Raw genomic sequence first — 24571 nt, 5'->3', positions numbered from 1 at the left:
CATGGCCCGCTATTCATTCCGTCTGCCCGACATCGGCGAAGGCATTGCCGAGGCCGAGATTGTCGCCTGGCATGTGCGTGTAGGCGAACGCGTCGAGGAGGACGCGCAGCTTGCCGACATGATGACCGACAAGGCGACCGTCGAAATGGAATCGCCCGTTTCGGGCGTGGTGGTCGAACTGGCGGGCGAGGTCGGCGATCTTATCCCGATCGGCTCGACGCTTGCTGTGATCGAGACGGACGGCGACGGTGAAGGCGAAGTGGAAGCACCGCCTGCGGACACACCGGTCGAACAGCAGATCGAGGCGGAAACGCCGGGTGCCGAGGAGATTTCGGTTGCGGAAGCAGTCCCCCTCCCGCTTGCGGGAGGGGCTAGGGGAGGGCATGTTGAGCCCACTCCGGCAGTTTCCGAAACAAGCCCTCCCCCGAGCCCTCCCGCAAGCGGGAGGGGAGATAGACCTGTCCTCGCCTCGCCCGCTGTCCGCGCGCGCGCCAAGGACCTGGGCGTCGACTTGGGTCAGGTGCAGTCCGAGGGCGACCGCATCCGCCACGCCGACCTCGACGCCTTCCTTCGCTATAGCAGCGGGCAGGGCTATCATGCGCCGGGCGCCAGCCGCGCCCGCGCCGACGAGCCGATCAAGGTCATCGGGATGCGCCGCAAGATCGCCGAGAATATGGCGGCGTCGAAGCGCGCGATCCCGCACTTCACCTATGTCGAGGAAATGGACGTCACCGCGCTCGAAGAGATGCGCGCCGACCTCAACGCCAATCGCGGCGGCCGTCCGAAGCTCACGATGCTGCCCTTCCTGATCGTCGCAATCTGCCGCACGATCCCTGAGTTCCCGATGATCAACGCGCGCTACGATGACGAAGGCGGCGTGGTGACGCGCTATGGCGCGGTGCATCTCGGCATGGCGACGCAGACCGATGCCGGGTTGATGGTCCCGGTGATCCGCGACGCGCAGGACATGAATGTGTGGCAGCTCGCAAGCGAGATCACGCGCCTTGCCGAAGCCGCGCGCACCGGGAAAGCGAAGGTCGAGGAACTGACCGGCGGCACGCTGACCGTCACCTCGCTGGGCCCGCTTGGCGGGATCGCGACGACGCCGGTGATCAACCGGCCCGAGGTTGCGATCATCGGCCCGAACAAGATCGTCGAGCGCCCTGTGTTCGACGGCGACGACATCCGCCGCGCGAAGCTGATGAACCTCTCGATCAGCTGCGACCATCGTGTCGTCGATGGCTGGGATGCCGCGAGCTATGTGCAGGCGCTCAAGAAGCTGATCGAAACGCCGGTTTTGCTGTTCGCGGATTGATCCTATTTCGTCATTGCGAGCGTAGCAAAGCAATCCAGGGCGGTTGATGCCGTCCTGGATTGCTTTGCTACGCTCGCAATGACGAGCTATTTAAAGCCCCAACCCTGCGAAACTCGTCTGGTCGAACTTCAGCTTGAAGGTCACATAGGCGCCCGATCGCGAGAAGCGCGCGTCTTCGAAATCGCGGTCGTGGAAGCCCGCGAAATTATAGCCGAAGGTGATATTGGCATTCTTCATCGGCGCCAGCGTCACCGTCGGGCCGCCGGCCCAGCTGACGGTGTCGGCATCGGTGCCGACGCGCACGGTGCCCGAGGCGCCGACATCGACATGCTCGCCGAGGTTGAAGCGAAAGTCGGCGCCGATCAGGTTCGACCAGCCCTTGACGTCATCGGCGCCGAAGCGGTCGAAATTATAGCGCGTGCCCCAAAAGAGGCCGATCTCGGCGCGTTCGTACCACATGCCGCCTTCGCCGCGCGTGCCGAGCGGCGTCCAGTTGGCCGACAGGCTGCCCAGCAAGCGGCGGCTTGTCGCATCCCCGTCGATCGTCAGCGTTCCGCCGATCGGGCCGGGCCGGCCCGCAACAGCGTCGCGCACCTTGTCCGAACGGAATTCGCTCTTGCCCAGCCATGACACGCGCGAATCGGCGGGGCGGTGGGCCCAGCTCATTTCGAAGTTGATGACCTCGGTCGTTGGTGTCGTGCCGCTGCCGCTTGCTTTGGCATAAGTGAAGAGTGCGCCGAGCGCGCGACCTTCGCCGAGCTGGCGGAGGCCGCCGAGCGTCAGGCCATAACGGTTGGCGAGCTCGCCGTCGCGATATTCGGCGCGGCCCGTGAGCGTCCAGCGGTCGGCGCGGTAGGTTGCACCGCTGCTGATCGCGAGGAAATCTTCGGTGAGCGTGCCGCCCGTGCCGAGGAAACCGCCTGATGCGACAGGTTGGTCGACATTAAGCACGTCGCCCGCACGGATGCCGCCGATGGTACGGTTGCCGTCGACCGACACATCGACCGACCAGCGCTCGCCAAGCTTCAGCGACTGCGACAGGCCATAGGCGGCGAAGCTGCGCGGTCCATATTCGCCGATCTCCTGCTGGTTTGCGGTGGCGAGCAGGCGCGCGCCCGACCAAGGGGCGAGGTCGAAGCCGAGCCGCGCGGTGCGCGCCTTGACCGTATCGCCGTCGGCGATTTCATAGCTGCCGACGAGGTTGACGTCGCGGTTGATCACGACGCGCGCGCCAAGGCGGTGGCGGGTCGGAAAATCGACGCTGGCATCCTCGCCGCCCAAGGCATATTCGGTCTGCGCGTCGAGTTCGAGGCGCTTGCCGAACATCCGTTGCGTCGCGCCGAGCTGGACGATGTTCGAGCGGTTCTGCGTGCCATCGGTCAGGCGGTCGTCGGCATGGGTGAGGCCGGCGCGCGCGACGGTGGTGCCATTGTCATATTCGGCTAGCACCCGCGCGGCGCGGCGGCGCGCATTGGTGTCGAGATAATCTTCCTGCCACGCGCTGCCGGTCAGCGACAGCGTGCGCGTCGCGCGGAGGCGCGCATCGAAGCCGAACTTGCGCGTGCCGTCCTCGCCGCGATTGAGCTGGCCGGCGCCGAAGCCCGCCTCGCGCTCGCGGACATAGGCGAGAATATCCATATTGCTGCTGTGATGCTCGGCCTCGACCAGCCACGCCTTTGCGCTGCCCGCGGTCGCGACGGGGCTGCCATTCTGGGCCTTGGCATCGCTGATCGCGAGTTCGGCGCGGACTTCGGTGTCGATATTGGGGCGATAGCGCGCATCGACACCGCCAAGGTTGGTCCTGGCGTTGCCGTCCTCGTCGTGGATGAAGGTCGCGCCGACGCGGATTTTTTCGTCGTTAGACTGATAGCTGACGCGCCCGCCGGCGTTGAGCACGCGCTGGCCGACGCCGCCCGTCTCATATTCGGCGACGATGAACTGCGGGTCGAGGGCGGGCGAGCGGCTGAGCACGGGTTCGCGGAAGCGGATCGTTCCCGACAGATAGTCGATGTCATAATCAACATGGCGCGACAGGCTGACGCTGTCGACGATGCGCTCGCTGTGCAGCCGGTCGCGCGTCTCGATTACGATGCGCTCGCTGTTCGGCAAAATATCCTTCGCGCCGAGCTGGTACGGACCGGTCAGGCCGTTGCCCTGGATCTCGTCGCGGCGGAAACGATAGGGCGTGTCGGCGACGAAGGCGGTCGCGGCGACATTGCGCCCGCGATACTCGGCCTTGCCGCCGTTGAGCGCGCGCTGGTAGCGGGCGAGCTCGGGCTCTGAAATCCCCGTCTCGATATCGCCGAACATCGCATAGAATTGCGGACGTTCAAGGCGCAGATAGAGCTTGCGCACCGAGGCGGCGTCGTAGCGCGTCTCGTTGCGGTCGGCGTAGATCGTATAATAGGCGCGCGGATCGATCACGCCGCCGAACCGCGCGTCGTCCTCGTCCTTGTCGCTGTCATAGGCGAGGGTCATCAGCCATTTGCCGCGCACGCGGCCCTTGGCATAGAGCGCAAGCCGCGCGTCTGCGTTCAGATCGTCGAGCGTTTCCGCTACCGGCTCCATCCGGTCGTCGAGGGTGTTATAGCCCAGCGTTCCGGCGGCAAAGCCGACCACGGTCCACGGGCGGTTGCCCGGATCGAGCCAGGTTTCGATCGTCTGCTTGCGTGTCACCTTGTCGTCGCGGAAGTTGAAATCCATCGCGAGCGTGCCCGACGCGGTCGTCGGTTCGAGTTCGATATAGGCGATGCCATCGTCGCCATCGATCTTCCACACCGGCTGCGCGCGTTCAAGGCCCGCGAGCTGGCGCGCCTGCTGCGCATCGGCTTCGACCGCCGGATAATAGGGTGCGGGAACGACGAAATCACCCGTCAGCCCGGCGCGAACCGGCTTGCCGTCGCGGTCGGTCAGGTGCACCGCGATCACCGGGCGCGTGACGCCATCGGCGACGAGCACCGATTTTTCGTGGATCAGCGTCGCGCGCATCGGGGTGATCGAATAGTGGACGGTGCGTTCGAGCGTTTCGACGGTGACGCCGCCCGCGTCCTTCACTTCGGCGATGAGGCGATTTTCGCCTTCGCGGATTTCGAGGCCGCGCCACAGGCTCACCGCAACGCTGGCGTCGGCGGATTTGCTCATGCCCTCGAAGGTCAGCGGATCGGCTGCCTTGCCGTTGACGCGGAGCGACACTGTCTGGCCGGGGGCGTGCTTCACCGCGGCGCGGATCGCCTTGGCGCGGGGGTTATGGTCGATTTCGGGAAAGAGCCATGCGATGCCCGGCGCCTGACCCGCGAGCCAGTCGCGACCGGCGCCGGCGGCTTCGGGATCGCTCAGAACTGTCGGCGCCGTGATGGTGGTGAGGTTCGGCGCGGCGCGCGGCGTGCTGGCGATCGCACGGAAATCGGCGCGTTTCAGCGCGCCGCCGCGTCCTTCGACGAAGCGCGAAATGGCGCTGCTGGCGCTTTGCGTCGAGCGGGCGCAATCGACGGCCTCGCGGTCGAGCGGCAGCGTTGAAGGATCGATCTGCGCGACGTGCAGGCCGGGGCGCACGCCTTCGAAATGATAGCGGCCATCTTGGTCGGTGACGGTGTAGCTGCCGTCCTGGAGCATCACGCGCACGCCCATGATGCCGCCGGCCTTGCCCGGATCGATGCTGCAGCCGCCGTCGGTGATCCGGCCGATGATCGTCATCCGGTCGCCGAGCTGGTCGCGTTTGATCGAAATCGTCGCTTCGGCGACGTTGCTTGTCGTCCCGCGGTTGTCCGTCGCCGATGCGCGATTGAGGGCATTGCCCGGCTGCGCCGACACGACGACTTCGGCCAGATAGGTGAGCAGCGCCAAGCGCGAGGCCGCGATTCCGGGCAGCGTGACGGCGAACGCGCGGCCATTCGCCTCGACGGCCGCATCGACACGAACGCCGTCGACCCGCACGGTATCGGCGCGCAGGCGCATCCCGGCGGGCAGGACGTCGCGCACCGTCACCGCGCCGGTGGCGCGGCGGGTGTCGCGATTGGAGAGCTCGATGCGATACTGGATGACGTCGCCGGGCACCGCGACCTGCGTCGAGGTCGTCTTGCGCAGGACCAGCGGCAGGCCGGGCTGGTCGACGGGAATGTCGACGCGCACCGGGGCGGGGCTGTCCAGCGTGAAACTGCGGCCATAGCTCGCGTCGTTGATCGTGAACGGCTGGCCGTCGTCCGGGCGGCGAAAGGCGGCGAGTTCGGCTGGGTTCGACGCCGACGGGGCGGTGAACGGCGCGGGCGGTTCTACGACCAGGCGGTAGGCGCCCGGTGCGAGAAAAGGAAAGCGATAGTCGCCCGCCGGAAAGTCATAGACCGTCCCGCCCGAATCGGTGACGCGCTGCCCGGTGATGACGCTGGAGGGGTAGGCCGAGACGCCGTCGTCGCCGAACACCTTCGCCGGCTGGCCCGTTGCGGCGTCGACGATCGTCACGCGGCTTCCCGCCACCGGCGCTCCGTCGCCGCTGTCGAACACTATGCCGAAGGGATCGACAAGGAAGTCGATCGTGGCGAGCGCGACCAGGCTCGCGTCCGCCTGATCGGACACGCGCAGCGTCAGCGGCGCGCCGGGTTCGACCGACAGGCGGCAATCGCCCTGCGTCACGGCTGGCGGCACACCGATCGTATTGATGAAGCCGACGAATTCGCCGCTGTTCGCGGCCGTTTCGGTAAGGGTGATCGATTCGCGGTCGCCATTTTCGAGTTCGATGACGACGGGCAGCGTATCGCGCGCCTGCGGGTCGCGGTTTGCGGCGGCGAAGGTGACGCCGACGACAAGCATTTCGCCGGCGCGGAAGCTGTCGCTCCGCTGCAGCGATGCCGGGGCAGTCGAAATCCCGGCATAGACACCGGCCAGCGGGATCGCTGCCGCTGCCGCCGCCGCGGTGCTGAGCGCCCCGATACCGCCCGCCCGCCCGCATTGCGTCGGCGCCAGCGGCACCGACCGATCGCCGCCGCCGCTCGTCAGGCGATAGGTCGCGATGCTCGGCGGCTCCGGCGGACGGGGCACGACGGTGACGTCGACGCGGTTCGACAGCGCCTCGCCGCGATGGCCGTCATGCGTCCATTCGGCGGAAGCGGTGTTCGTGATCACCTGCGCGCGCGCCGCCGGTGCCGCAGGCAGCAGCACCGCCGCAACCAGTGCGGTCAAAAGGCCAAGAGATGTGTCGCGGATCGCCATGCCAGCCCCGAAGGGAACAGCGGCGGCCGGTTGTCCCGGCGCGCGCGCTGCTCCCGTCCGTTACGTGGTCAGTTGACCGTGGCGCGGAATACGAGCGTGCGCGTCGCGCCGGCGGCGACCGTTGCGATCGTCCCCGACACGTTGGGCGCCGAATAGCTGCCACCCGCCGCGCCGTCGGCATTGCACGTTCCCGCCGTGGCCGTGCCGTTCAGCAGGATCGTGCCCGCATTGAACGTCAACTGGCCCGGAACGGGGTCGTTGATGGCGACCGACGTCGCATCGGCGCTGCCCGAATTGGCGACGGCAATGCAATATTCGACGACCGCGCCGGGAATCAGTTTTGGGTTCGTCGTGTTGTTGAACGGGTCGGAGATGACGCGGCTGGTCTTGGTGACCGTGAGCGTCGCCGTCTGCACGGTATAGTCGTCGTTGTCGCTGTGCGAGCCATCGCGCGCCGCGTCGCCCGTCACGCCAGCCGTATCGGCGAACACCGTGTCCTTGCCCGCGGTGTTCGCGCCGGCGGTTTCGGTAATCGCCGCACCCTGGCTGCCCGACGTCCCGCCTTCGCGCGCGGTCGCGCGGAGCGTGACCCCCGCTACGGCGTTGTTGGCAAGCGCCGCCGGAATATCGGCGACGACGAAAAGGCGGATTGCGGTATCAACGACGAGTTCATCGACATAGCCGGTGATCAGCGTGTCACCCGCGTCCCAGCTGCCCACTATCCCTGACGAAATATTGTCACGATAGATGCGGACGTTGGTCGCGTCGAAGCTGTCGGTGCCGCCATGCGCGGCGGTGCCGCCAGCGATCTGCGACGCGACGAGCGCGAAATCGAGCACTTCGTTCGAGCTGTTGGTCAACTGAAACGTCGTGACGGCGTTGGTCTGGCCCGGAACGACATTGGTCGTGACGGTGCCGACTTCCTCCACAAGCAGGTTGATCTTGCGGTCGACGGTGAAATTGTTTGACGCCGACTGCTGGCCCTGCGCGACGCCACCGACCTGATAGTCGACGGTGGCGGTATTGGTGATCGTGGTGCCCGCGGTCGTGCCGGCGGCAAAAGCCGGCACGGCGGCGACGCTCGAAAGCGCCGTCAGACCGATGGCACCCATATAAGTCAGCTTGCTGGTCATAGCTGAGCTCCTGGGCTTTATGTGGCCGCCGTTTCCCCACCGCTGGCGACCGTTAAGCGGTTTATGTCACTTCGCTATTTGACGACTCCCCGAAACATGAGCTTGCCCGTGCCGCCGACCGGGATCGGCTTCTGGAAAGCCCAGCGGAGATGCGTCACGTCGGCGGGCTGCGCGGCGCGGCGCATGCCGCCCTCCATCAGAACGCTGAGGTCGGCGAGCAGTCCCCACTGCTTGCCGCCATCGACCGAGACGAGAGGGCGCGTGTCGCCGGCGTCCGCGAAGCGGACCGCCGAGGGCATCGGGTTGGTGACGACGAATTTGTCGGCCGGCTGCGCGCCGGCGTTGCGATAGTTGAGAACGAAAACAAGGCGGTCGCCCGGAACGACGACTTTCGGTTCTTCGAGCAATATGCGTTGCTTGCCCTCGGTGTCGGTCGAAACACGCTCGATGAACACATGATTGTCGAGCGCGACCTGGTTCGCGGCGAGCGCGGGACCGGGCAGCAGGGCGGCGAGCGAAAGGAAAAGGCCGGTGCGCATACGCATCTCCATCAGTCGATCATGGTCTGGAAGGTGACGGTGCGGGTCTGGCCGCCCGCGACGGTGCCGAGCGCGACGTTGATCCGCGTGCCATTATAGTCGCCGGCATCGGCATCGGCCGCGTCGGAAAGCGCGCTGCCGCCGAGCTTGATCGACGCCGGAACATAGCTGGTGTCCGCCGGGATATCGTCGGTGATCGCGAGGCCGCTCACCGAGCCGCTGCCCGCGACGGTGGCAACAATCGTATAGGTGATCGTTGCGCCGGGGATCGGGTCGGCGGTGTTCAGCGTGTTGGTGATGACCGCCGATTTGACGAGCGTCACGGTCGCAGCCGACACGAGGAACGTTCCGGCGTCCTCGCCGTCGGCTCCCGTCGATCCGACCACGGCGTCACCGCCGCCTTCACCCTCGCCGACGAAGCTGGTGCCCGGCGTGCCGGTGCCCGTCTTTGCGGCGGCGACAAGGCTGACGATGCCGCGATTGCCATCGACCACGGTTCCCGGCGTCGTCGCAAGGACGAAGACGGTGATCCCTTGGTCGGGATCGAGCGACGGATCGTTCGCGCCCGCCGCATAAAGCGTGTCGGTGCCGAAATCGAAGAGGCCGTCGCCATTGTCGAGATAGATTTGGGTGATGACGGGATCGTAATTGTCGCCGCCGGCGTTGGCGATCGTCGTCAGGCCGAAGGCTTCGACGCCGTTGCCGTTGTTGGTGACCGAGAAGGTGAGCACCTGGCCCGTCGCGCCCGGCGTCGTCGGCACCTCGGCTGGGTTGCTCGAATCGACGGTCACGTCGAGCAATTCGTCGACGAGCAGGTCGACGCGGTTCGAATCGACGGTCGTCGAGCCGGCGCCGGTGTCGAAGCTGGCCGATGCGGTGTTGCTGATGGTCGAGCCAGCGCGTGTGCCGGCTGCCTGGGCCTGGACCGGCAGCGCAAGCGCGGCCAGCAAGGCAATGGTCGAACAAGAGGGAAGAAGCCGATGCTTCGCGCCCCCCACAGGCGCTATCATCATCATTTTGACTCCGAAAAGGTTGGTCCTTGGAGCCCTCAGTCGCCGATAAAGGGTAATTTCTGGTTAAAAAGCAGGTAGAAAAGCGCGTTTTGCTCCAAATAGGGACAGGCCCGGTTCTTGCACGGCACGAAACGGGGCGGCTGGCGCGGCAGGTAAAGCACGCGTAAGGTGAGGCGGTTAACAAGGAGAAGCGGGGTGGCGGAGGACCGGGGCAGCAAGGATGTGCGTCCGCCGCGCGTCAATCCACTGCAGCAGATCGAGATTGACGATTTCCGCCGCGACCGGCTGCTTGCCGCGCTCGCGCTGATCCTTGGCGCCGCCTTCTGCCTCGGATTGCCGTTCGCCTTGCAAGCCGGTGCGGAATTCTTCCTGCCGCTTACCGCCGCGATCGTGATCGCGATCGCGCTCGTTCCGCTGCTCGAATGGCTCGAACGACGCGGCATCCCTTCCGCGCTTGCGGCATTTCTTGCGCTCGCCACCTTCCTCGCGATCATCAATGCGGCGCTCGCAATCATTGTCGTGCCGGCAACGGGCTGGTTTGCGCGCGTTCCCGAATCGATTCCGCGCATCCAGAGCAATCTTGCGCCGCTCATCGACTTTTATTCGACCCTGCAACGCTTCGTCGATCGCACATTGACGTCGGTTGCCAGCGGGACCGAAGCGACGGCGCAAGCGGTCGCCGCGACCGCGCCGACCTCGGTCGTCGATTATTTCATCTCGTCGGCGCCCTCGGCGGCGATCCAGCTCTTTTTTGCCGTGCTGGTCATCTTCTTCTTCCTCGCGGGCTGGACGCGGCTGCGTAAGGGCACGATCCGCCGGCGCGGGAGCTTCGACGGCGCGATGCAGACCGCGCGCGTGATCCAGAATGTCGTCGATGCGACCGCCGACTATCTCGCGACCATCACGATGATCAACGCGATTCTCGGCCTTTCTGTCGCGCTGCTGCTCTGGGCGCTGGGGATGCCGTCGCCTTTCATGTGGGGCGGGATCGTCAGCATTTGCAATTTCGTGCCCTATCTGGGGCCGATCGTCGCTGCGGTGTTGCTCGGGCTCGGCGGGTTGATGACCTTCGACGCGGTCGGACTCGCGCTGCTGCCGGCGCTGATCTTCATCGGCGTGCATCTGGTCGAGGCGAACCTGATCACGCCCCTCGTGCTCGGCAAGCGCCTTACGATCAACCCGCTGCTGATTCTCGTGTCCCTGAGCTTCTGGGGATGGGTGTGGGGAACGCCGGGCGCGTTGCTCGCGGTGCCGCTGCTGTTGATTCTGCAAACGGTGCTCGCGTCGACCGGAACGCCCGATCTTGCGGGTTTCCTTTTCGAGCATGGCACGCTGACCACGACTGACGAGGTACGCGATCGATTAAATCGCACGCAAGATGAAAGCGACGGTTGACAGGTCGGGGCGAGGGCCATATTGGCGCGGCTCCCAAGCACACGCGGGTGTAGCTCAGTTGGTTAGAGTGCCGGCCTGTCACGCCGGAGGTCGCGGGTTCGAGCCCCGTCACTCGCGCCATTCCTCGTCTTTCTGGACGGAATGGTCACCGCGTCTTGGGACTTTCCATCACTGGAAATTATGGATTGGCGCCGCTCCTCAGCGGCGCCAAGTCCCCAATTCCATCCAGCGCAGCAGCGGCTTCAACGGCGCGATCCACACGATCCCCGCGACGAGATAGAATAGCGCCTGCACCAGCACCGGCCACGCGCCGACCCATGGCGAAAGGCTGACGATGATCGCGGTCCAGCCGCCAATCAGCGCGAGGATCAGGAACATGCCGGCGGGCTTGCGCCAACTGGGCTGGGGATTGGCTGGATCCTGATTCACAAACGATCTCCGCAAAGGATGAATTCCTGTTCGGTCAATATCGCGTCGAGCGCGATATCGGTCGATTCGCGCGGCGTAGCGTCGATTTCCTGCACGGACCAGCCGATACCGATTCGCAGCGGTCCAGGATGCGCAGCAAAATAACGGTCATAGTGGCCGCCGCCCTGGCCGATCCGGCCGCCGCGGCGATCGAATCCGACCAGCGGGCAGAAGATGATGTCGGGTACTGCAATGGGTGCGTCGTCTGCCGGTTGCTGCGTACCCCACGGCCCTTTGACGAGCGACTCGTCCTGTCGCCAGCGACGGAAATGCATTTCGGCGACGCGTCCGGCATGGTGGGGCAGGGCGAGCGCGCCCGCCTCGGCAAGCCCCGCAAGCATCGGCAGGATATCGGGTTCGTCACGCCATGCGACATAGGCGCCAGTCGTTGCGTGCGTGGCGAGAAGCTCGGAAAGCGACGCCGGGAGCACGCGAAACGCCGCCAGCTGCGCCATCCCGTCAAGATTTGCGGCGAAATGCTGGCGCCGGAAGCGCAGCTTCTCGCGCAGTTTCTGCTTTTGCTGGACCAGATCGGCGGACAAGTTGGTCATCGCCTCCTCTGGCACCGGGGGTTCGGTTGGCGGGACCGCCGAGGTCGTTTGCTGGAAGATCCTCTGACGCCAGTAACGTCAGGTGGGAACCATGTGCGTCGGACCAGGGTCCGGGCAGGGACAGCTCCCTAGGATGATGTATCGCCTCAGGGATTTTCGCAAAAGCTCGTGCCGGGCAGTACCCGCCGTCCCCTATGTAGGGGGGCGGACCCGCTCGCTCAAGGGAGTTGCTCGACTTTCGCGGCAAGGCTTTCGATGCGGTCCGCAATCTGCAACAGCGCGCGGCTGTTCGATGCGTTGGTCGAAGGCGCCGGGGCAGCGATATTTTTCCGCGCCGCCTCCAATTCCTTCAGCGCGGCCTTCTCGCGCTCGGCCGCGGCTTTGAGTTCGTCGCGGGCGGCCGCCTCGCGACTTTCGGCAAGCGCTACCGCCGCGCGCAGCGAATCGGATTGCGGTTCGGCTTTTTCCACCTTGCCGCGCGCTTCCTGCGTCTCGTCGGCGAGCATCAGCGCCGCGAAGAGCAACTGTCGCATCTCGGTCACGCCCGGCATCGTGCGGACCTTTTCATCGACGATCGAGGCAAGCTGGGTCAGCTGCACTTCCTCGCCATCGGCGCAATGCACGTCGTAGGGGCGGCCGCCGATCGTCAGTTTGACGTCAGCCACGGTCGGCCTCCGCAATGAGCCGGTCGAGTTCGCCGATCACTGCCGCGACCTCGGCCTTGAGCGCGGACTGGTCGGCGGCGGGGGCGGCAATCGGGAGTGCGGGGCGGCTCGCCCGATCGGTCAGGGCCTTTTCGATGCGGCTCAGCGCACGTTCGATACGGCCGATGGCCAGGCTGGATTCGTCCAGATCGAGTTCCATGTCCAAGGGTTAGCAGGGCAGGGAAGCGGGCGCAATCGGCTGTCCACCCCGAAATGCGCCACAATTTGTGCCGCGAGCGGTTGACTCCTGACCTCGCCACCGCAAAGGGCTGTCCCACCGAATCCGGTCATCTTCACATCCTTTCCCGGGGGACTCATGACACTGCCCGAACGTCAGCTCGCCAACGCGATCCGTGCGCTTGCGATGGACGCCGTACAGGCCGCGAACAGCGGCCATCCCGGGATGCCGATGGGCATGGCCGACGTCGCCACCGTGCTTTATTCCGATTATCTGAAGTTCGACCCGAGCGATCCGAAATGGCCCGATCGCGACCGATTCGTCCTTTCGGCGGGGCACGGTTCGATGCTCGCCTATGCGACGCTCAACCTCGCGGGTTATGCGCGGCCGACGATCGAGGACATCCGCAACTTCCGCCAGCTCAATAGCCCGTGCGCGGGGCATCCCGAGAATTTCGAGCTCGACGGCGTCGAGACGACGACGGGGCCGTTGGGGCAGGGGCTTGCGACCGCGGTCGGCATGGCGATTGCCGAGCGGCATCTGAATGCGATCTATGGCGACGATCTGGTCGATCATCGCACATATGTCATCGCCGGCGACGGGTGCCTGATGGAAGGCATCAACCACGAAGCCATTGGTTTGGCCGGACATTTGCAGCTTGGTCGGCTGATGGTGCTGTGGGACGACAACAAGATCACGATCGACGGGTCGACCGACCTGTCGACGAGCGAGGATATCGCGGCGCGCTATGCTGCGACCGGCTGGCATGTCGAAAGCTGCGACGGGCATGATCCCGCCGATATTCGCCGTGCGATCGACGCCGCGCTGGCCGATCCGCGGCCGTCGCTGGTCGCGTGCCGCACGATCATCGGTTTCGGGGCACCGAACAAGCAGGGCACTTCGGCGACGCACGGGGCGCCGCTGGGGGCAGACGAGATCGCGGCGGCGCGCCGGGAACTGGACTGGACCGCCGAGCCGTTCGTCATCCCGGCGGACATCGCTGCGGCGTGGGCCGCGTTCGGCGAGAAGGGCAATAAACTTCATTCCGAATGGAATGATCGACTTGCAAATAGCGAAAAGAAAAAGGAATTTGAAGACCGGCTGAGCGGCAAGATCGTCCCCGGCGACGCGTTCAAGGCCTATCTCGACGGCCTCGTCGCCGAGCCGCCGAAGGTCGCGACGCGCAAGGCGTCCGAAAACACGCTCGGTGCGCTGACCGCCGATATCGCCGCGCTCGTCGGCGGCAGCGCCGACCTGACGGGTTCGAACAATACCAAAACCTCGTCGACCAAGCCGCTGACGAAGAATGATTATTCGGGCCGTTATATTTATTACGGCATCCGCGAGTTCGGCATGTCCGCCGCGATGAACGGCATGGCGCTGCACGGCGGGGTCGTCCCCTATGGCGGCACCTTCCTGGTCTTTGCCGATTATTGCCGCGCCGCGATCCGCCTGTCGGCGCTGCAAAAGCAGCGCGTCGTCTATGTGATGACGCACGACAGCATCGGGCTGGGCGAGGATGGCCCGACGCACCAGCCGATCGAGCATCTCCAGTCGCTGCGCGCGATGCCGAACCTGCTGGTTATGCGCCCCGCCGACGCGGTCGAAACCGCCGAATGCTGGGCGCTCGCGCTCGCGCAGGAAAGCCGGCCGTCGCTACTCGCGCTGACCCGCCAGAATCTTCCACCGCTGCGTCATGACGTCACGGAAAATCTTTGTGCAAAAGGCGGTTATCGCCTGCGCGGGGCCTCGGCTGCCCGCAAGGTCGTGCTCGTCGCGACGGGCTCCGAAGTCTCGCTCGCGATGGAGGTCGCCGACAAGCTCGAGGCCGCGGGCCATGGCGCCGACGTGGTGTCGATGGTCTCGACCGAACTTTTCGACGAGCAGACGGGCGCCTATCAGGCCGATATCCTGCCCGAAAATGCGCTGATCGTATCGATCGAGGCTGGCACGACCTTTGGATGGGAACGCTATACCGGCCGCCATGGCCTGCGCTTCGGCATCGACAGCTTCGGCGCTTCGGCGCCGATTGAAGACCTATTCAAGCATTTCGGCCTTACCGCCGATGCTATCACACCCCAGATCCTGGCAAAGCTCGGCAACTAAGGACCGGCTTATCCCACGCAGAAAGGACGTTTCGACATGGCAGTGAAGGTTGCAATCAACGGTTTCGGACGCATCGGCCGCCTCGTGGCACGCGCCATCCTCGAACGCCCCGACTGCGGGCTCGAACTGGTCGCGATCAACGATCTGGCGGACGCGAAAGCCAATGCCCTGCTGTTCAAGCGCGACAGCGTCCACGGACCTTTCCCGGGCAACGTTTCGGCCGAGGGCGACCAGATGATCGTCAACGGCAAGGCGATCCGCGTCACCAAGGAACGCGACCCCGCCAACCTGCCGCACGCCGATCTGGGCATCGACATCGCGCTCGAATGCACGGGCTTCTTCACCGATGCCGAAAGTGCGGGCAAGCACCTCGCCGCCGGCGCCAAGCGCGTGCTGATTTCGGCGCCCGCCAAGGGCGTCGACCTGACCGTCGTTTATGGCGTCAACCACGACAAGCTGACCGCCGACCACAAGATCGTCTCGAACGCGAGCTGCACCACGAACTGCCTCGCGCCGGTCGCCAAGGTTCTCAACGACACGCTGGGCATCGAGCGCGGACTGATGACCACGGTTCATGCCTATACCAACGACCAGAAGATCCTCGACCAGATCCACAGCGACATGCGCCGCGCGCGCGCCGCGGGCATGTCGATCATCCCGACGACGACCGGTGCCGCGCGCGCCGTCGGCGAAGTGCTTCCCGAACTCAAGGGCAAGCTCGACGGTTCGGCGATCCGCGTCCCGACGCCCAACGTCAGCCTGGTCGACCTGACCTTCACGCCGAAGCGCGACACGAGCGTCGAGGAAGTGAACCAGATCCTGAAGGACGCGTCGGAAGGCGCGCTGAAGGGCGTTCTCGCCTTTTCGGACGAGCCGCTCGTCTCGATCGATTACAACCACTGCCCGGCGAGCTCGACGATCGACAGCCTCGAAACATCGGTTCTCGAAGGCAAGCTGGTCCGCGTCGTCAGCTGGTACGACAATGAATGGGGTTTCTCGAACCGCATGGTCGACACCGCAGGTGTGATCGCCAAGCTGCTCTGATTTAAAAGGAAACGTCGATGACCGCGTTCAAGACCCTCGACGATATCGGTGACGTCACCGGCAAGAAAGTGCTGGTCCGCGTCGACCTCAATGTCCCGATGTTCGAAGGTGCGGTCAGCGATGCGACGCGGATCCAGGCGGCGATGCCGACGATCCGCGAACTGTCGGACAAGGGCGCGATCGTCCTGCTCCTCGCGCATTTCGGGCGGCCGAAGGGCGCGAAGAACCCGACCCAGTCGCTGAGCCTCGTCATGGGCGGCGTCGAGGATGTGCTGGGCCATTCGGTCATGTTCATCCCCGAAGCCGTCGGTGAGGGGGCGAAGGCGGGCATCGCGGTGCTGGCGCCCGGCGACGTCGCGGTGCTCGAAAATACCCGCTTCTATCCCGGCGAGGAAAAGAACGATCCTGCCTTTGCCGACGGTCTCGCCGAAATCGGCGATCTTTATGTCAACGACGCCTTTTCGGCGGCGCACCGCGCGCATGGCTCGACCGAAGGCGTCGCGCATCGCCTCCCGGCTTATGCGGGGCGCGCTATGGAAGCCGAGCTCAAGGCGCTCGACGCCGCCCTCGGCAATCCGGCGCATCCGGTCGCCGCGGTCGTCGGCGGTGCGAAGGTGTCGAGCAAGATCGACGTGCTCAAGAACCTTGTCGGCCAGGTCGATCACCTGATCATCGGCGGCGGCATGGCGAACACCTTCCTCGCCGCGCGCGGAGTCGATGTCGGGAAATCGCTGTGCGAGCATGACCTGGTCGATACCGCGAATGCGATCTTCGACGCCGCCGACGCGGCGGGTTGCACGATCCATCTGCCCTATGACGTCGTGGTGGCAAAGGAGTTCGCGCCGAACCCGCCGACGCGGACCGTCAACGTCCATGAGGTCGCCGCCGACGAGATGATCCTCGATATCGGTCCCGCCGCGGTCGAAGCGCTGGCGGACGTGCTCAAGAATTGCCGCACGCTGGTGTGGAACGGCCCGCTGGGCGCGTTCGAGACGCCGCCGTTCGATACCGCAACCGTCGCGCTGGCCAAGACCGCCGCTGCGCTGACGCGCGAAGGCTCGCTGATCTCGGTTGCGGGCGGCGGCGATACCGTCGCGGCGCTCAACCATGCGGGCGTCGGCACGGATTTCACCTTCGTCTCGACCGCTGGCGGCGCCTTTCTCGAATGGATGGAAGGCAAGCCGTTGCCCGGGGTCGACGCGCTGAAGGCCTAGCCCTTTCCGCCGCATTGCATCGCGACCAAGGGGAAGCTATGCGCACCGCCACATACGTATGCAAATGACCGGAGATCCTATGACGACCGCCAATGCCGCCATGCTCGACCAGATCAAATCGGGGCAGGGGTTCATCGCCGCGCTCGACCAGAGCGGCGGTTCGACCCCCAAGGCATTGAAGGGCTATGGTATCGAAGCGGACGCCTTCTCGAACGATGAGGAAATGTTCGGCCTGATCCATGACATGCGCAGCCGGATCGTCACCGCGCCCTGCTTCAATGGCGAGAAGGTGATCGGCGCGATCCTGTTCGAACGCACGATGGACGGCGAAGCGGGCGGCAAGCCGGTTCCGGCGCTTTTGTGGGAACGCGGCGTGGTGCCGTTCCTGAAGGTCGACAAGGGGCTCGAGGACGAAGCCGACGGCGTCCAGCTGATGAAGGCGAATCCTGGCCTTGATGACCTGTGCGCGCGCGCCGTCGCCAAGGGCGTGTTCGGCACCAAGATGCGCAGCGTCGTCAACCTTGCCAATCCGGTCGGGATCAAGGCGATCGCCCGTCAGCAGTTCGCCGAAGCCGCGCGGATCGCCGCGCACGGCCTGGTCCCGATCATCGAGCCCGAAGTGAATATCAAGAGCGCCGAGCGCGACGCGGCCGACCGGTTGCTTCTCAAGGAATTGCTCGCGGCGCTCGACGCATGGACGGGCGCGCCAGTGATGCTGAAACTGTCGCTGCCGACCGAAGCGGGCCTGTTCCAGCCGCTCGTCGATCATCCCAAGGTGCTGCGCGTCGTCGCGCTGTCGGGCGGCTTCGCGCGCCCCGAAGCGTGCGTGGAGCTGGCAAAAAACCCGGGTATCATCGCGAGCTTCAGCCGCGCTTTGCTGGAGGACCTGCGTCACCAGATGAGCGACGAGGAATTCAACGCCTCGCTCGGCGGCGCGATCAACGAAATTCACACGGCCTCCGTGGCCTGAAGTGATGGGAGAGAGGTGGCAAGCCGTCGATGACTATATCGCCGGCAAATTGCTGGGCGAAGACGACGCGCTTGCCACCGCCCTCGCCAATAATTCGGCGCAAGGCCTGCCGCCGATCGACGTCTCGGCGGCGCAGGGCAAGATGCTGTTCCTCCTGGCGCAGATGGCCGGTGCGAAGCGCATCCTCGAAGTCGGGACGCTCGGCGGCTATTCGACGATCTGGCTGGCGCGAGCCTTGCCAGCGGACGGTGCCCTGGTGACGCTGGAGCTGGAAGCGCATCACGCCTGCGTGGCGCGCGACAATCTTGAGCGCGCTGGTGTCGCGGACAGAGTGGATCTTCGCGTCGGCCCGGCCGCGGAAAGCCTCGCGGCGATGACCGGCGAGGCGCCGTTCGACTTCGTCTTTATCGACGCCGACAAGCAGAACAACGCGCATTATGTCGCCGAGGCGATCCGGCTTGGCCGCCCCGGCACGACGATCGTCGTCGATAATGTGGTGCGCGAAGGCGGCGTGCTGGATGCCGACAGCGACGATGAACGGGTCGTCGGCACGCGCGCGCTGTTCGACATGCTCGCCGCCGATCCGAGGCTTGATGCGACGGCGGTGCAGACCGTCGGCGCAAAGAAATGGGACGGTTTTGTGCTGGCGTTGGTGCGCTAGCCTAAAGGCCGCCCGCGAAACGGAACGAGAAACGATAGTCCAACGGCTTGATCGTGACGTTGGTCATCTTTTCCGGGCGGACCGATTCGAGCGCGAATTTGCCGTCGGCAAGCTGCGTCTCTTCGCCCAGCGTGACTTCGAACGGCTGCTTCTCGCCATTGCCGCGAAGCCACAGCATCTTCACGCGCACGCGCCCTGCCCACACGCAGCGGGCGTTCATCGGGCAGCGGCTATCCTCGATCACCTCGACTGGCTGGACGAGCGGACCATCGACATAGGCTTTTTGCCCGAGCGCGACGTCGCTGCCATCGGGGAGCGGCGCGCCGGCGGTCGTCGCGCAGGCGGAAAGCAGGAGAGCGGGGAGGGTGAGAGCCGCGAGGCGGGTGACGTTCTGCATTTGCCCGCGTCTGGCCCGGTCGCTATGAACGAGCCATGAAAACACCGACCTGCCAACTCTACCTCATTTCCCCGCTCGACGTCGGCGGCGATTTTCCCGTCCGGCTGGAGGAGGCGCTGTCCGCAGGCCCCGTCGCGGCCTTCCAGTTTCGCATCAAGAATGTCGACCAGCATGACGCGGCTCGGCTGGCGGAACCGTTGCAAGCGATCTGCGCCGCGCAGGAGGTCGCCTTCATCGTCAACGACGATGTCGCGCTCGCGAAGCGGCTGAAGGCCGACGGCGTGCATCTGGGGCAGGGCGATGGCGATCCCAGGGAAGCGCGCCGCCTGCTCGGTCCCGACGCGCAGATCGGCGTGACCTGCCACGACAGCCGCCATCTCGCGATGGACGCGGGCGAGGCGGGCGCCGATTATGTTGCGTTCGGCGCTTTTTTTCCGACGACCACCAAGGCGGTGGAGCATCACCCCGAACCCGAGATACTGACCTGGTGGCAGGGGTTGTTCGAGCTGCCGTGCGTCGCGATCGGCGGGATCACGACGGCCAATGCGAAGATTCTGGTCGACGCCGGGGCCGATTTCCTTGCCGTGTCGGGCGGTGTGTGGGGGCATCCCGAAGGCCCCGCGGCGGCCGTGCGCGCCTTTACCGATATCCTCGAAAATCAGCCGGCGGGATAATCGCGTCCCGGCGTTTTCGGTTCCTTTTTCGGCGCAGACGGCGCCCCCGCATCCTTGCGCCAGCCAAACAGGCCGGCGCAAGGCGCCCCGCGCGGCTTTGCTGCGGTGCCGCGAGGGAGCGGCGGGGTAAGTTCGGGATGCTCGATACTCATCATGGCGGTCGATATGGCACCGTTGCCACACGTCATATTGGATCGATGCGTCAAATCGGCGTCGGTTCGTCGCCTTTTCGCTTGCGCCGCGCGCTCTGGCCCGCAAGACAGCGGCCGGAGATAAATATATGAACGAAACCACCGCAGCGCCGACCTCGCGCGGCCGCGAACTGACGATACGTGCGATCCTGCTCGGCGGCCTGCTGACGTTGATGTTCACGGCCGCGAACGTCTATCTCGGGCTGAAGGTCGGGCTGACCTTCGCGACGTCGATCCCCGCGGCGGTGATCTCGATGGCGCTGCTGCGCTATATGGCGGGCTCGACGATCCTCGAGAATAATATCGTCCAGACGATCGCGAGCGCCGCGGGCACGCTGGCGGCGATCATCTTCGTGCTGCCGGGGCTTGTCATGGTCGGTTACTGGCAGGGCTTCCCGATGCTGGAAACCACCGCGATCACGATGCTCGGCGGGATTTTGGGCGTGCTCTTTTCCGTCCCGCTGCGCCGCGCGCTCGTTGTCGATTCGGATCTGCCCTATCCCGAAGGCCGCGCCGCCGCCGAAGTGCTGCAGGTCGGCGCGGCGAGCGTCGAGGGGGCGGAAGAGAATAAGGCGGGACTGTCGGCGCTGATGTGGAATTCGCTCGTCGCGGCGGGCTTCACGCTGCTCACGCAAATGAAGCTCGCGGGGGCCGAGGTCGCGCGCTGGTTCAGCGTCGGCGCCGGCGCGACGGGGGTCGCGGGCGGGCTCGCCTTTGCGCTGTTCGGCGTCGGCCACCTCGTCGGCCTGTCGGTCGGCATGGCGCAACTCGTCGGGTTGGTCACGGGCTGGTGGGTGCTGCTCCCGATCCTGACGCAGGGCGGGGCGGGGGACCCCGAGACGCTGGCGAACACGGTTTTCCGCGCCGATGTGCGCTTCTTCGGCGCCGGTGTCATCGCGGTCGCGGCGATCTGGACGCTGATAAGGATCGCCGAGCCGGTGCTCGGCGGCATTCGTTCGGCGATGGCGGCATCGCGGGCGCGGCAGGGCGGGCAGGCGCTGGCGATCGAGGAACAGGATATGTCGATCAGCTGGGTGTTCGGCGGCTCGCTGTTCCTGATGCTGCCGATCGGTATCCTGCTCTGGTCCGAGCTTTCGGGCGGGCCGCTGGCGGGCGCATCGTTCGCGCTGATCGCGGGGGCGATCCTGTTCATCATCATCGTCGGGCTGATGATCGCCTCGGTCACCGGCTATATGGCGGGGCTTATCGGCGCGTCGAACTCGCCGGTGTCGGGGATCGGCATCCTTGCGATCATCGCGTCGTCGCTGCTCCTTCTCGGCCTGCTCGGGCGCGGCGGGGGAGAGGCTGAAATCGGCGCGATGGTCGCCTATGCGCTGATCGTCACGGGACTGGTGTTCGGTATCGCGACGATTTCGAACGACAATCTCCAGGATTTGAAGACCGGCCAGCTTGTCGGCGCGACGCCTTGGAAACAGCAGGTCGCGCTGATCATCGGCGTGATCTTCGGCTCGCTCATCGTCCCGCCAGTGCTCAATGTGCTCAACGAGACATTGGGCTTCGTCGGCGCGCCGGGGGCTGGTCCGAACGCGCTCGCGGCGCCGCAGGCGGGGCTGATCTCGTCGCTCGCGCAGGGCGTGCTTGGCGGCGACCTCAACTGGACGATGCTGGGCTATGGCGCGCTTGCCGGCGTCGGCTTCGTCATCGTCGATGCGTTGCTCGGCCGCGCCGGCAAGCTCAGGCTCCCCCCGCTCGCGATCGGCATCGGCATCTATCTGCCGATGGCGGTGATCCTGCCGGTGGTGATCGGCGCGGTCGGCGGATGGTTCTACGATCGCTGGGCGACAAAGCGCCCGAACGCGAGCTTTGCGCACCGCATGGGCGTGCTCACCGCGACGGGGATGATCGTCGGCGAAAGCCTGTTCGGCGTGCTCTATGCGGGGATCGTCGCAGGCAGCGGCAGCGACGCGCCGCTGGCCGTCGTCGGCGACGGCTATGCGCCCTATGCGCCGTGGGTCGGCCTGATCCTGTTCGCGGGCCTCGTCTGGTTGAGCTACAAGCGCACGCGCGCGATGGTCGTCGCGACGCCCTGACACGCGGCTTGCCCTTCGGCGCGCGCGCGGCTAAAGGCGCGCACCTGACAGCTGTGCCCGGCGGGCACCGCTTTGCTCTTTCCATCCTTGACTGTGAGTGTGTGCGATGAAGATCACCGGCGTTGAAATCCGTCCCGGCAATATTATCGAATATGAAGGCGGCATCTGGAAGGTCACCAAGATCCAGCACACCCAGCCGGGCAAGGGCGGCGCCTATATGCAGGTCGAAGCCAAGAATCTGATCGACGGGCGCAAGCTCAACAACCGTTTCCGCAGTGCCGACACGGTCGAAAAGGTCCGCCTCGACACCAAGGATTTCCAGTTCCTCTATGCCGAGGGCGACGACCTGGTGTTCATGGACAAGGACAGCTTCGAACAGATCAACATCTCGAAGGATGTCGTCGGCGAGGCGCATGAATTCCTGCAGGACGGCATGGACGTCGTGCTCGAGCTTTGGGAAGAGCGCCCGATCTCGGTCGAGCTGCCCGAAACGATCGAAGCGACGATCGTCGAGGCCGACGCGGTGGTGAAGGGGCAGACGGCGTCGTCGTCGTACAAGCCCGCGATCCTCGACAATGGGGTGCGCGTGATGGTGCCGCCGCATATCACCAGCGGTACCCGCATCGTCGTGCATGTCTACGACCGCGAATATGTCCGCCGCGCGGACTGATTAGTTCCCCTCCCGCTTGCGGGAGGGCGGAGAAAAATTATGGCCGTATCTGGCATCATCACCGTCATGGAACGCGCCGCGCGCAAGGCCGGCACGAAGCTGCGCCGCGACTTCGGCGAGATCGAGCATTTGCAGGTTTCGCAAAAGGGGCCCGCGGATTTCGTTTCGAAGGCCGACCAGGCCGCCGAGCGCACGCTGTATGACGAGCTGACCCATGCGCGTCCGGGCTGGGGCTTCAAGATGGAAGAGGCGGGCGAGATCGAGGGCGATCCCGGCAAGCCGCGCTTCATCATCGACCCGCTCGACGGCACCTCGAACTTCCTGCACGCGATCCCGCATTTCGCGATCTCGATCGCGGTACAGGAACCCAAGCCCGGCGGCGGCTGGGGCGACGTCACGGCGGCACTCGTCTACCAGCCCGTTACCGACGAAAGCTATTGGGCCGAGCGCGGCCGCGGCGCGTGGCTGCACGACCGGCGTTTGCGTGTGGCGTCGCGCCGCCACCTCAACGAATGCCTGATCGCGACGGGCATCCCATATATGGGCCATGGCAATATGGCGCAGTGGAGCCGCATTTTCGGTGCGGTTGCGCCCGAAGTCGCCGGTATCCGCCGCTTCGGCGCCGCCAGTCTTGACCTCGCATGGATCGCGGCGGGCCGTTACGACGGCTTCTGGGAAAGCGACCTGCAGGTCTGGGACGTCGCGGCGGGCATGCTGCTCGTGCGCGAAGCCGGCGGTTTCGTCAGCGATTTCCGCGGCGGCGACCGCGCGATCGATCGCAGCGAGTTCATCGCGGGCAGCGCCGCGGTGCACTCGAAGCTGCAGAAGCTGGTCGCGGGCGCGCTGCGGAACGCGTGAGAGCGCTTATTTCTTTTTGACGTCGTTCCCGTCGTTAAAGACGAAGGTATCGAAATTGGCCATAACGTCGGTCCAAATTTGTAGGTTTTCGATGAACTGCGCGCGCGGCATGCCTCCGGCATCGAGATAGATATCCATCTCGATGACCGGGTCATTCTCTTTATCGACATAGGTGCGGCCGTAGCGGTTCTTGGCGTTCCACTCGTTCGTCCGTTCGACGGGGAAGGGCTTGCCGATCGTGAAGCCCGTATAGAATTCGATGGAACTGCAGGGCCCCAGCTTTACCCCGCCGTCGCAGCCGAGAAAATAGATGGTGAAATTGCGCCCGCCACTGGCGGATTTGATATAGGTGGTGCCGTCCTTGTCGGCCTCAACCTTGGCGCGATAGCCCTCGTCGGACAGCAGCTTGGCGATTTGCCCGGCGTCTGCCTTGATCGGAATATCCGCGGTTGTCGCCTCCTGAAGCGCCGTCGTATTTTCTATGGCACCCTGCGCTGGTGCGGCAGGCGATACTGCAAGCATCGCCGCGACTAAAATTGTCTTCACGAATTCCCCCTTGTTCACCCATCATCCGGGCCGGCTGTCCCTATTTCTCGAAAACATAAGCCCGGAAGCTGTCCATCAGCGAGGCCCAGGTGTTGAAGGTCTCGCCGACATTTTCGCGCGGGATGCCCGCGAAATCGAGGTCGACGTCCATTTCCAGCACCGGGTCGCCGGCGTCGTCCTTATAGGCGCGCGCGAAACGCTTTTCCTTGTTCCACTGGTTGAGCCGTTCGAGCGTGACGTCCTTGGCGTCGCTGAATCCCATATAATATTGCAGCGTCTTGCACCGCTGGCCCGCATCGCAATTCATGAAGAGGACGAGGAATTTCAGGCCGGCCCGGTTGCTTTCGATATAGGGATCGTCGCCCTCCTTGACGACGATCGTCGCGGGCCAGCCCTGCGACTCGACGATCGCCTTGATCGTCTCCGGATTCGCCGCGTTGACCAGTTCGGCATGCGCCGGAGTCGCCAGCAAAAGCGCCAGCGGGGCAAAGGCGGCGGCGGCGCGAGCGGTGATTGGTCCCATATAAGCTCCCTTGGTCGATATTCAGGGTCCGTACCGCCCCGAAAAGCGCGGCACAGCGACCCTTTTTCGCTTGCGTATCACAGCGATAGGGGCGCTCGCCAGCGCGCATTATGCTTTTGGTCACGCGCGAAACGAAAATCCTGCCCGCGGTGCTTGCGACACGCGGCT

Annotated in this window: 22 protein-coding genes and 1 tRNA gene; 12 read left to right on the top strand and 11 right to left on the bottom strand. The window is 65.3% G+C overall.

The genetic code is table 11. From position 1 onward, the window contains the following. Position 1 precedes the first annotated feature (1 nt). On the top strand, positions 2-1315 hold the full coding sequence (locus VSX79_RS09265; RefSeq protein ID WP_326913198.1) for a dihydrolipoamide acetyltransferase family protein: 1314 nt from the start codon (positions 2-4) through the stop codon (positions 1313-1315). 90 nt (positions 1316-1405) lie between these two features. Here the strand turns inward: VSX79_RS09265 and VSX79_RS09260 are convergent, their stop codons facing one another. The 4 genes from VSX79_RS09260 to VSX79_RS09245 all read right to left on the bottom strand — a co-directional run bounded on the left by VSX79_RS09260 (position 1406) and on the right by VSX79_RS09245 (position 9202). After that, a complete protein-coding gene (locus VSX79_RS09260) occupies positions 1406-6517 on the bottom strand; it encodes a hypothetical protein (RefSeq protein ID WP_326913197.1) in 5112 nt (1703 codons plus the stop codon). A gap of 68 nt (positions 6518-6585) precedes the next feature. Beyond that, entirely contained in the window at positions 6586-7650 is a 1065-nt protein-coding gene (locus tag VSX79_RS09255) for a DUF11 domain-containing protein (protein ID WP_179496078.1), read from the bottom strand. A gap of 74 nt (positions 7651-7724) precedes the next feature. Continuing rightward, on the bottom strand, positions 7725-8189 hold the full coding sequence (locus VSX79_RS09250) for a hypothetical protein (RefSeq protein WP_326913196.1): 465 nt from the start codon (positions 8187-8189) through the stop codon (positions 7725-7727). 11 nt (positions 8190-8200) lie between these two features. Next, the gene (locus tag VSX79_RS09245; RefSeq protein ID WP_326913195.1) at positions 8201-9202 is read right to left on the bottom strand and encodes a hypothetical protein; all 1002 of its coding nucleotides are present in this window, start codon (positions 9200-9202) and stop codon (positions 8201-8203) included. A 195-nt stretch (positions 9203-9397) separates the two neighbouring features. On the opposite strand from VSX79_RS09245, the gene VSX79_RS09240 reads away from it, so the two are divergent. Then, positions 9398-10597 (top strand): AI-2E family transporter, encoded by a 1200-nt coding sequence (locus VSX79_RS09240; protein ID WP_326913194.1) that lies wholly within the window; start codon positions 9398-9400, stop codon positions 10595-10597. Between the two features lie 43 nt (positions 10598-10640). Beyond that, positions 10641-10717, top strand: a tRNA-Asp gene (locus VSX79_RS09235). A gap of 78 nt (positions 10718-10795) precedes the next feature. Here VSX79_RS09235 and VSX79_RS09230 read toward each other — a convergent pair. The 4 genes from VSX79_RS09230 to VSX79_RS09215 form a co-directional block, all read right to left on the bottom strand. Beyond that, positions 10796-11026: a DUF2842 domain-containing protein gene (locus VSX79_RS09230; protein WP_326913193.1), complete on the bottom strand. Its 231-nt coding sequence runs from the start codon at positions 11024-11026 to the stop codon at positions 10796-10798. After that, a complete protein-coding gene (locus tag VSX79_RS09225) occupies positions 11023-11616 on the bottom strand; it encodes a 5-formyltetrahydrofolate cyclo-ligase (protein ID WP_179496082.1) in 594 nt (197 codons plus the stop codon). Before VSX79_RS09225 ends, VSX79_RS09230 begins: the two co-directional genes overlap by 4 nt. A 218-nt stretch (positions 11617-11834) precedes the next feature. Then, a complete protein-coding gene (locus tag VSX79_RS09220; RefSeq protein WP_179496084.1) occupies positions 11835-12281 on the bottom strand; it encodes a cell division protein ZapA in 447 nt (148 codons plus the stop codon). Then, the gene (locus VSX79_RS09215) at positions 12274-12480 is read right to left on the bottom strand and encodes a hypothetical protein (protein ID WP_179496086.1); all 207 of its coding nucleotides are present in this window, start codon (positions 12478-12480) and stop codon (positions 12274-12276) included. Before VSX79_RS09215 ends, VSX79_RS09220 begins: the two co-directional genes overlap by 8 nt. 156 nt (positions 12481-12636) lie before the next feature. Between VSX79_RS09215 and tkt the strand changes: the two genes are divergently transcribed. The 5 genes from tkt (at position 12637) to VSX79_RS09190 (ending at position 18493) form a co-directional block, all read left to right on the top strand. Further along, positions 12637-14604, top strand: a complete 1968-nt coding sequence (gene tkt, locus VSX79_RS09210) for a transketolase (RefSeq protein WP_326913192.1) — start codon at positions 12637-12639, stop codon at positions 14602-14604. A 36-nt stretch (positions 14605-14640) separates the two neighbouring features. Continuing rightward, positions 14641-15648, top strand: a complete 1008-nt coding sequence (gap, locus tag VSX79_RS09205) for a type I glyceraldehyde-3-phosphate dehydrogenase (protein WP_326913191.1) — start codon at positions 14641-14643, stop codon at positions 15646-15648. A gap of 17 nt (positions 15649-15665) precedes the next feature. Next, positions 15666-16862: a phosphoglycerate kinase gene (locus VSX79_RS09200; RefSeq protein ID WP_179496092.1), complete on the top strand. Its 1197-nt coding sequence runs from the start codon at positions 15666-15668 to the stop codon at positions 16860-16862. Between the two features lie 100 nt (positions 16863-16962). Further along, a complete protein-coding gene (locus VSX79_RS09195; RefSeq protein ID WP_407697279.1) occupies positions 16963-17832 on the top strand; it encodes a fructose bisphosphate aldolase in 870 nt (289 codons plus the stop codon). A gap of 4 nt (positions 17833-17836) precedes the next feature. Further along, entirely contained in the window at positions 17837-18493 is a 657-nt protein-coding gene (locus VSX79_RS09190; RefSeq protein WP_326913189.1) for an O-methyltransferase, read from the top strand. 1 nt (position 18494) lies between these two features. On the opposite strand, the gene VSX79_RS09185 is transcribed toward VSX79_RS09190, so the two are convergent. Then, on the bottom strand, positions 18495-18890 hold the full coding sequence (locus tag VSX79_RS09185) for a hypothetical protein (protein WP_326913188.1): 396 nt from the start codon (positions 18888-18890) through the stop codon (positions 18495-18497). 35 nt (positions 18891-18925) lie between these two features. Between VSX79_RS09185 and thiE the strand changes: the two genes are divergently transcribed. The 4 genes from thiE (at position 18926) to VSX79_RS09165 (ending at position 23334) form a co-directional block, all read left to right on the top strand. Beyond that, the gene (gene thiE, locus VSX79_RS09180) at positions 18926-19564 is read left to right on the top strand and encodes a thiamine phosphate synthase (RefSeq protein ID WP_179496096.1); all 639 of its coding nucleotides are present in this window, start codon (positions 18926-18928) and stop codon (positions 19562-19564) included. A 280-nt stretch (positions 19565-19844) separates the two neighbouring features. Next, complete coding sequence (locus VSX79_RS09175; protein WP_326913187.1) at positions 19845-21806, top strand: OPT family oligopeptide transporter; 1962 nt, start codon at positions 19845-19847, stop codon at positions 21804-21806. 106 nt (positions 21807-21912) lie between these two features. After that, on the top strand, positions 21913-22476 hold the full coding sequence (gene efp / locus VSX79_RS09170; protein WP_037553878.1) for an elongation factor P: 564 nt from the start codon (positions 21913-21915) through the stop codon (positions 22474-22476). 39 nt (positions 22477-22515) lie between these two features. Next, positions 22516-23334 (top strand): inositol monophosphatase family protein, encoded by an 819-nt coding sequence (locus VSX79_RS09165; protein WP_407697215.1) that lies wholly within the window; start codon positions 22516-22518, stop codon positions 23332-23334. A gap of 6 nt (positions 23335-23340) precedes the next feature. Here the strand turns inward: VSX79_RS09165 and VSX79_RS09160 are convergent, their stop codons facing one another. Continuing rightward, positions 23341-23898: a YbjN domain-containing protein gene (locus tag VSX79_RS09160; protein WP_179496100.1), complete on the bottom strand. Its 558-nt coding sequence runs from the start codon at positions 23896-23898 to the stop codon at positions 23341-23343. 22 nt (positions 23899-23920) lie between these two features. Beyond that, entirely contained in the window at positions 23921-24403 is a 483-nt protein-coding gene (locus VSX79_RS09155; RefSeq protein WP_179496102.1) for a YbjN domain-containing protein, read from the bottom strand. Positions 24404-24571: the final 168 nt, after the last annotated feature.

The sequence above is a fragment of the Sphingopyxis chilensis genome (genome assembly GCF_035930445.1).
GTDB lineage: Bacteria > Pseudomonadota > Alphaproteobacteria > Sphingomonadales > Sphingomonadaceae > Sphingopyxis > Sphingopyxis chilensis.
Note: the sequence above shows the minus strand (reverse complement) of the source record. Positions and strands in the feature narration are given on the sequence as shown.

Coding starts and splice junctions, on each gene's coding strand:
- thiE (WP_179496096.1), top strand. CDS start 18,926: ATGAAAACACCGACCTGCCAACTCTACCTCATTTCCCCGCTCGACGTC.
- VSX79_RS09265 (WP_326913198.1), top strand. CDS start 2: ATGGCCCGCTATTCATTCCGTCTGCCCGACATCGGCGAAGGCATTGCC.
- VSX79_RS09250 (WP_326913196.1), bottom strand. CDS start 8,189: ATGCGCACCGGCCTTTTCCTTTCGCTCGCCGCCCTGCTGCCCGGTCCC.
- VSX79_RS09225 (WP_179496082.1), bottom strand. CDS start 11,616: ATGACCAACTTGTCCGCCGATCTGGTCCAGCAAAAGCAGAAACTGCGC.
- VSX79_RS09175 (WP_326913187.1), top strand. CDS start 19,845: ATGAACGAAACCACCGCAGCGCCGACCTCGCGCGGCCGCGAACTGACG.
- VSX79_RS09245 (WP_326913195.1), bottom strand. CDS start 9,202: ATGATGATAGCGCCTGTGGGGGGCGCGAAGCATCGGCTTCTTCCCTCT.
- VSX79_RS09155 (WP_179496102.1), bottom strand. CDS start 24,403: ATGGGACCAATCACCGCTCGCGCCGCCGCCGCCTTTGCCCCGCTGGCG.
- VSX79_RS09260 (WP_326913197.1), bottom strand. CDS start 6,517: ATGGCGATCCGCGACACATCTCTTGGCCTTTTGACCGCACTGGTTGCG.
- tkt (WP_326913192.1), top strand. CDS start 12,637: ATGACACTGCCCGAACGTCAGCTCGCCAACGCGATCCGTGCGCTTGCG.
- gap (WP_326913191.1), top strand. CDS start 14,641: ATGGCAGTGAAGGTTGCAATCAACGGTTTCGGACGCATCGGCCGCCTC.
- VSX79_RS09200 (WP_179496092.1), top strand. CDS start 15,666: ATGACCGCGTTCAAGACCCTCGACGATATCGGTGACGTCACCGGCAAG.
- VSX79_RS09195 (WP_407697279.1), top strand. CDS start 16,963: ATGCTCGACCAGATCAAATCGGGGCAGGGGTTCATCGCCGCGCTCGAC.
- efp (WP_037553878.1), top strand. CDS start 21,913: ATGAAGATCACCGGCGTTGAAATCCGTCCCGGCAATATTATCGAATAT.
- VSX79_RS09165 (WP_407697215.1), top strand. CDS start 22,516: ATGGCCGTATCTGGCATCATCACCGTCATGGAACGCGCCGCGCGCAAG.
- VSX79_RS09255 (WP_179496078.1), bottom strand. CDS start 7,650: ATGACCAGCAAGCTGACTTATATGGGTGCCATCGGTCTGACGGCGCTT.
- VSX79_RS09190 (WP_326913189.1), top strand. CDS start 17,837: ATGGGAGAGAGGTGGCAAGCCGTCGATGACTATATCGCCGGCAAATTG.
- VSX79_RS09215 (WP_179496086.1), bottom strand. CDS start 12,480: ATGGAACTCGATCTGGACGAATCCAGCCTGGCCATCGGCCGTATCGAA.
- VSX79_RS09185 (WP_326913188.1), bottom strand. CDS start 18,890: ATGCAGAACGTCACCCGCCTCGCGGCTCTCACCCTCCCCGCTCTCCTG.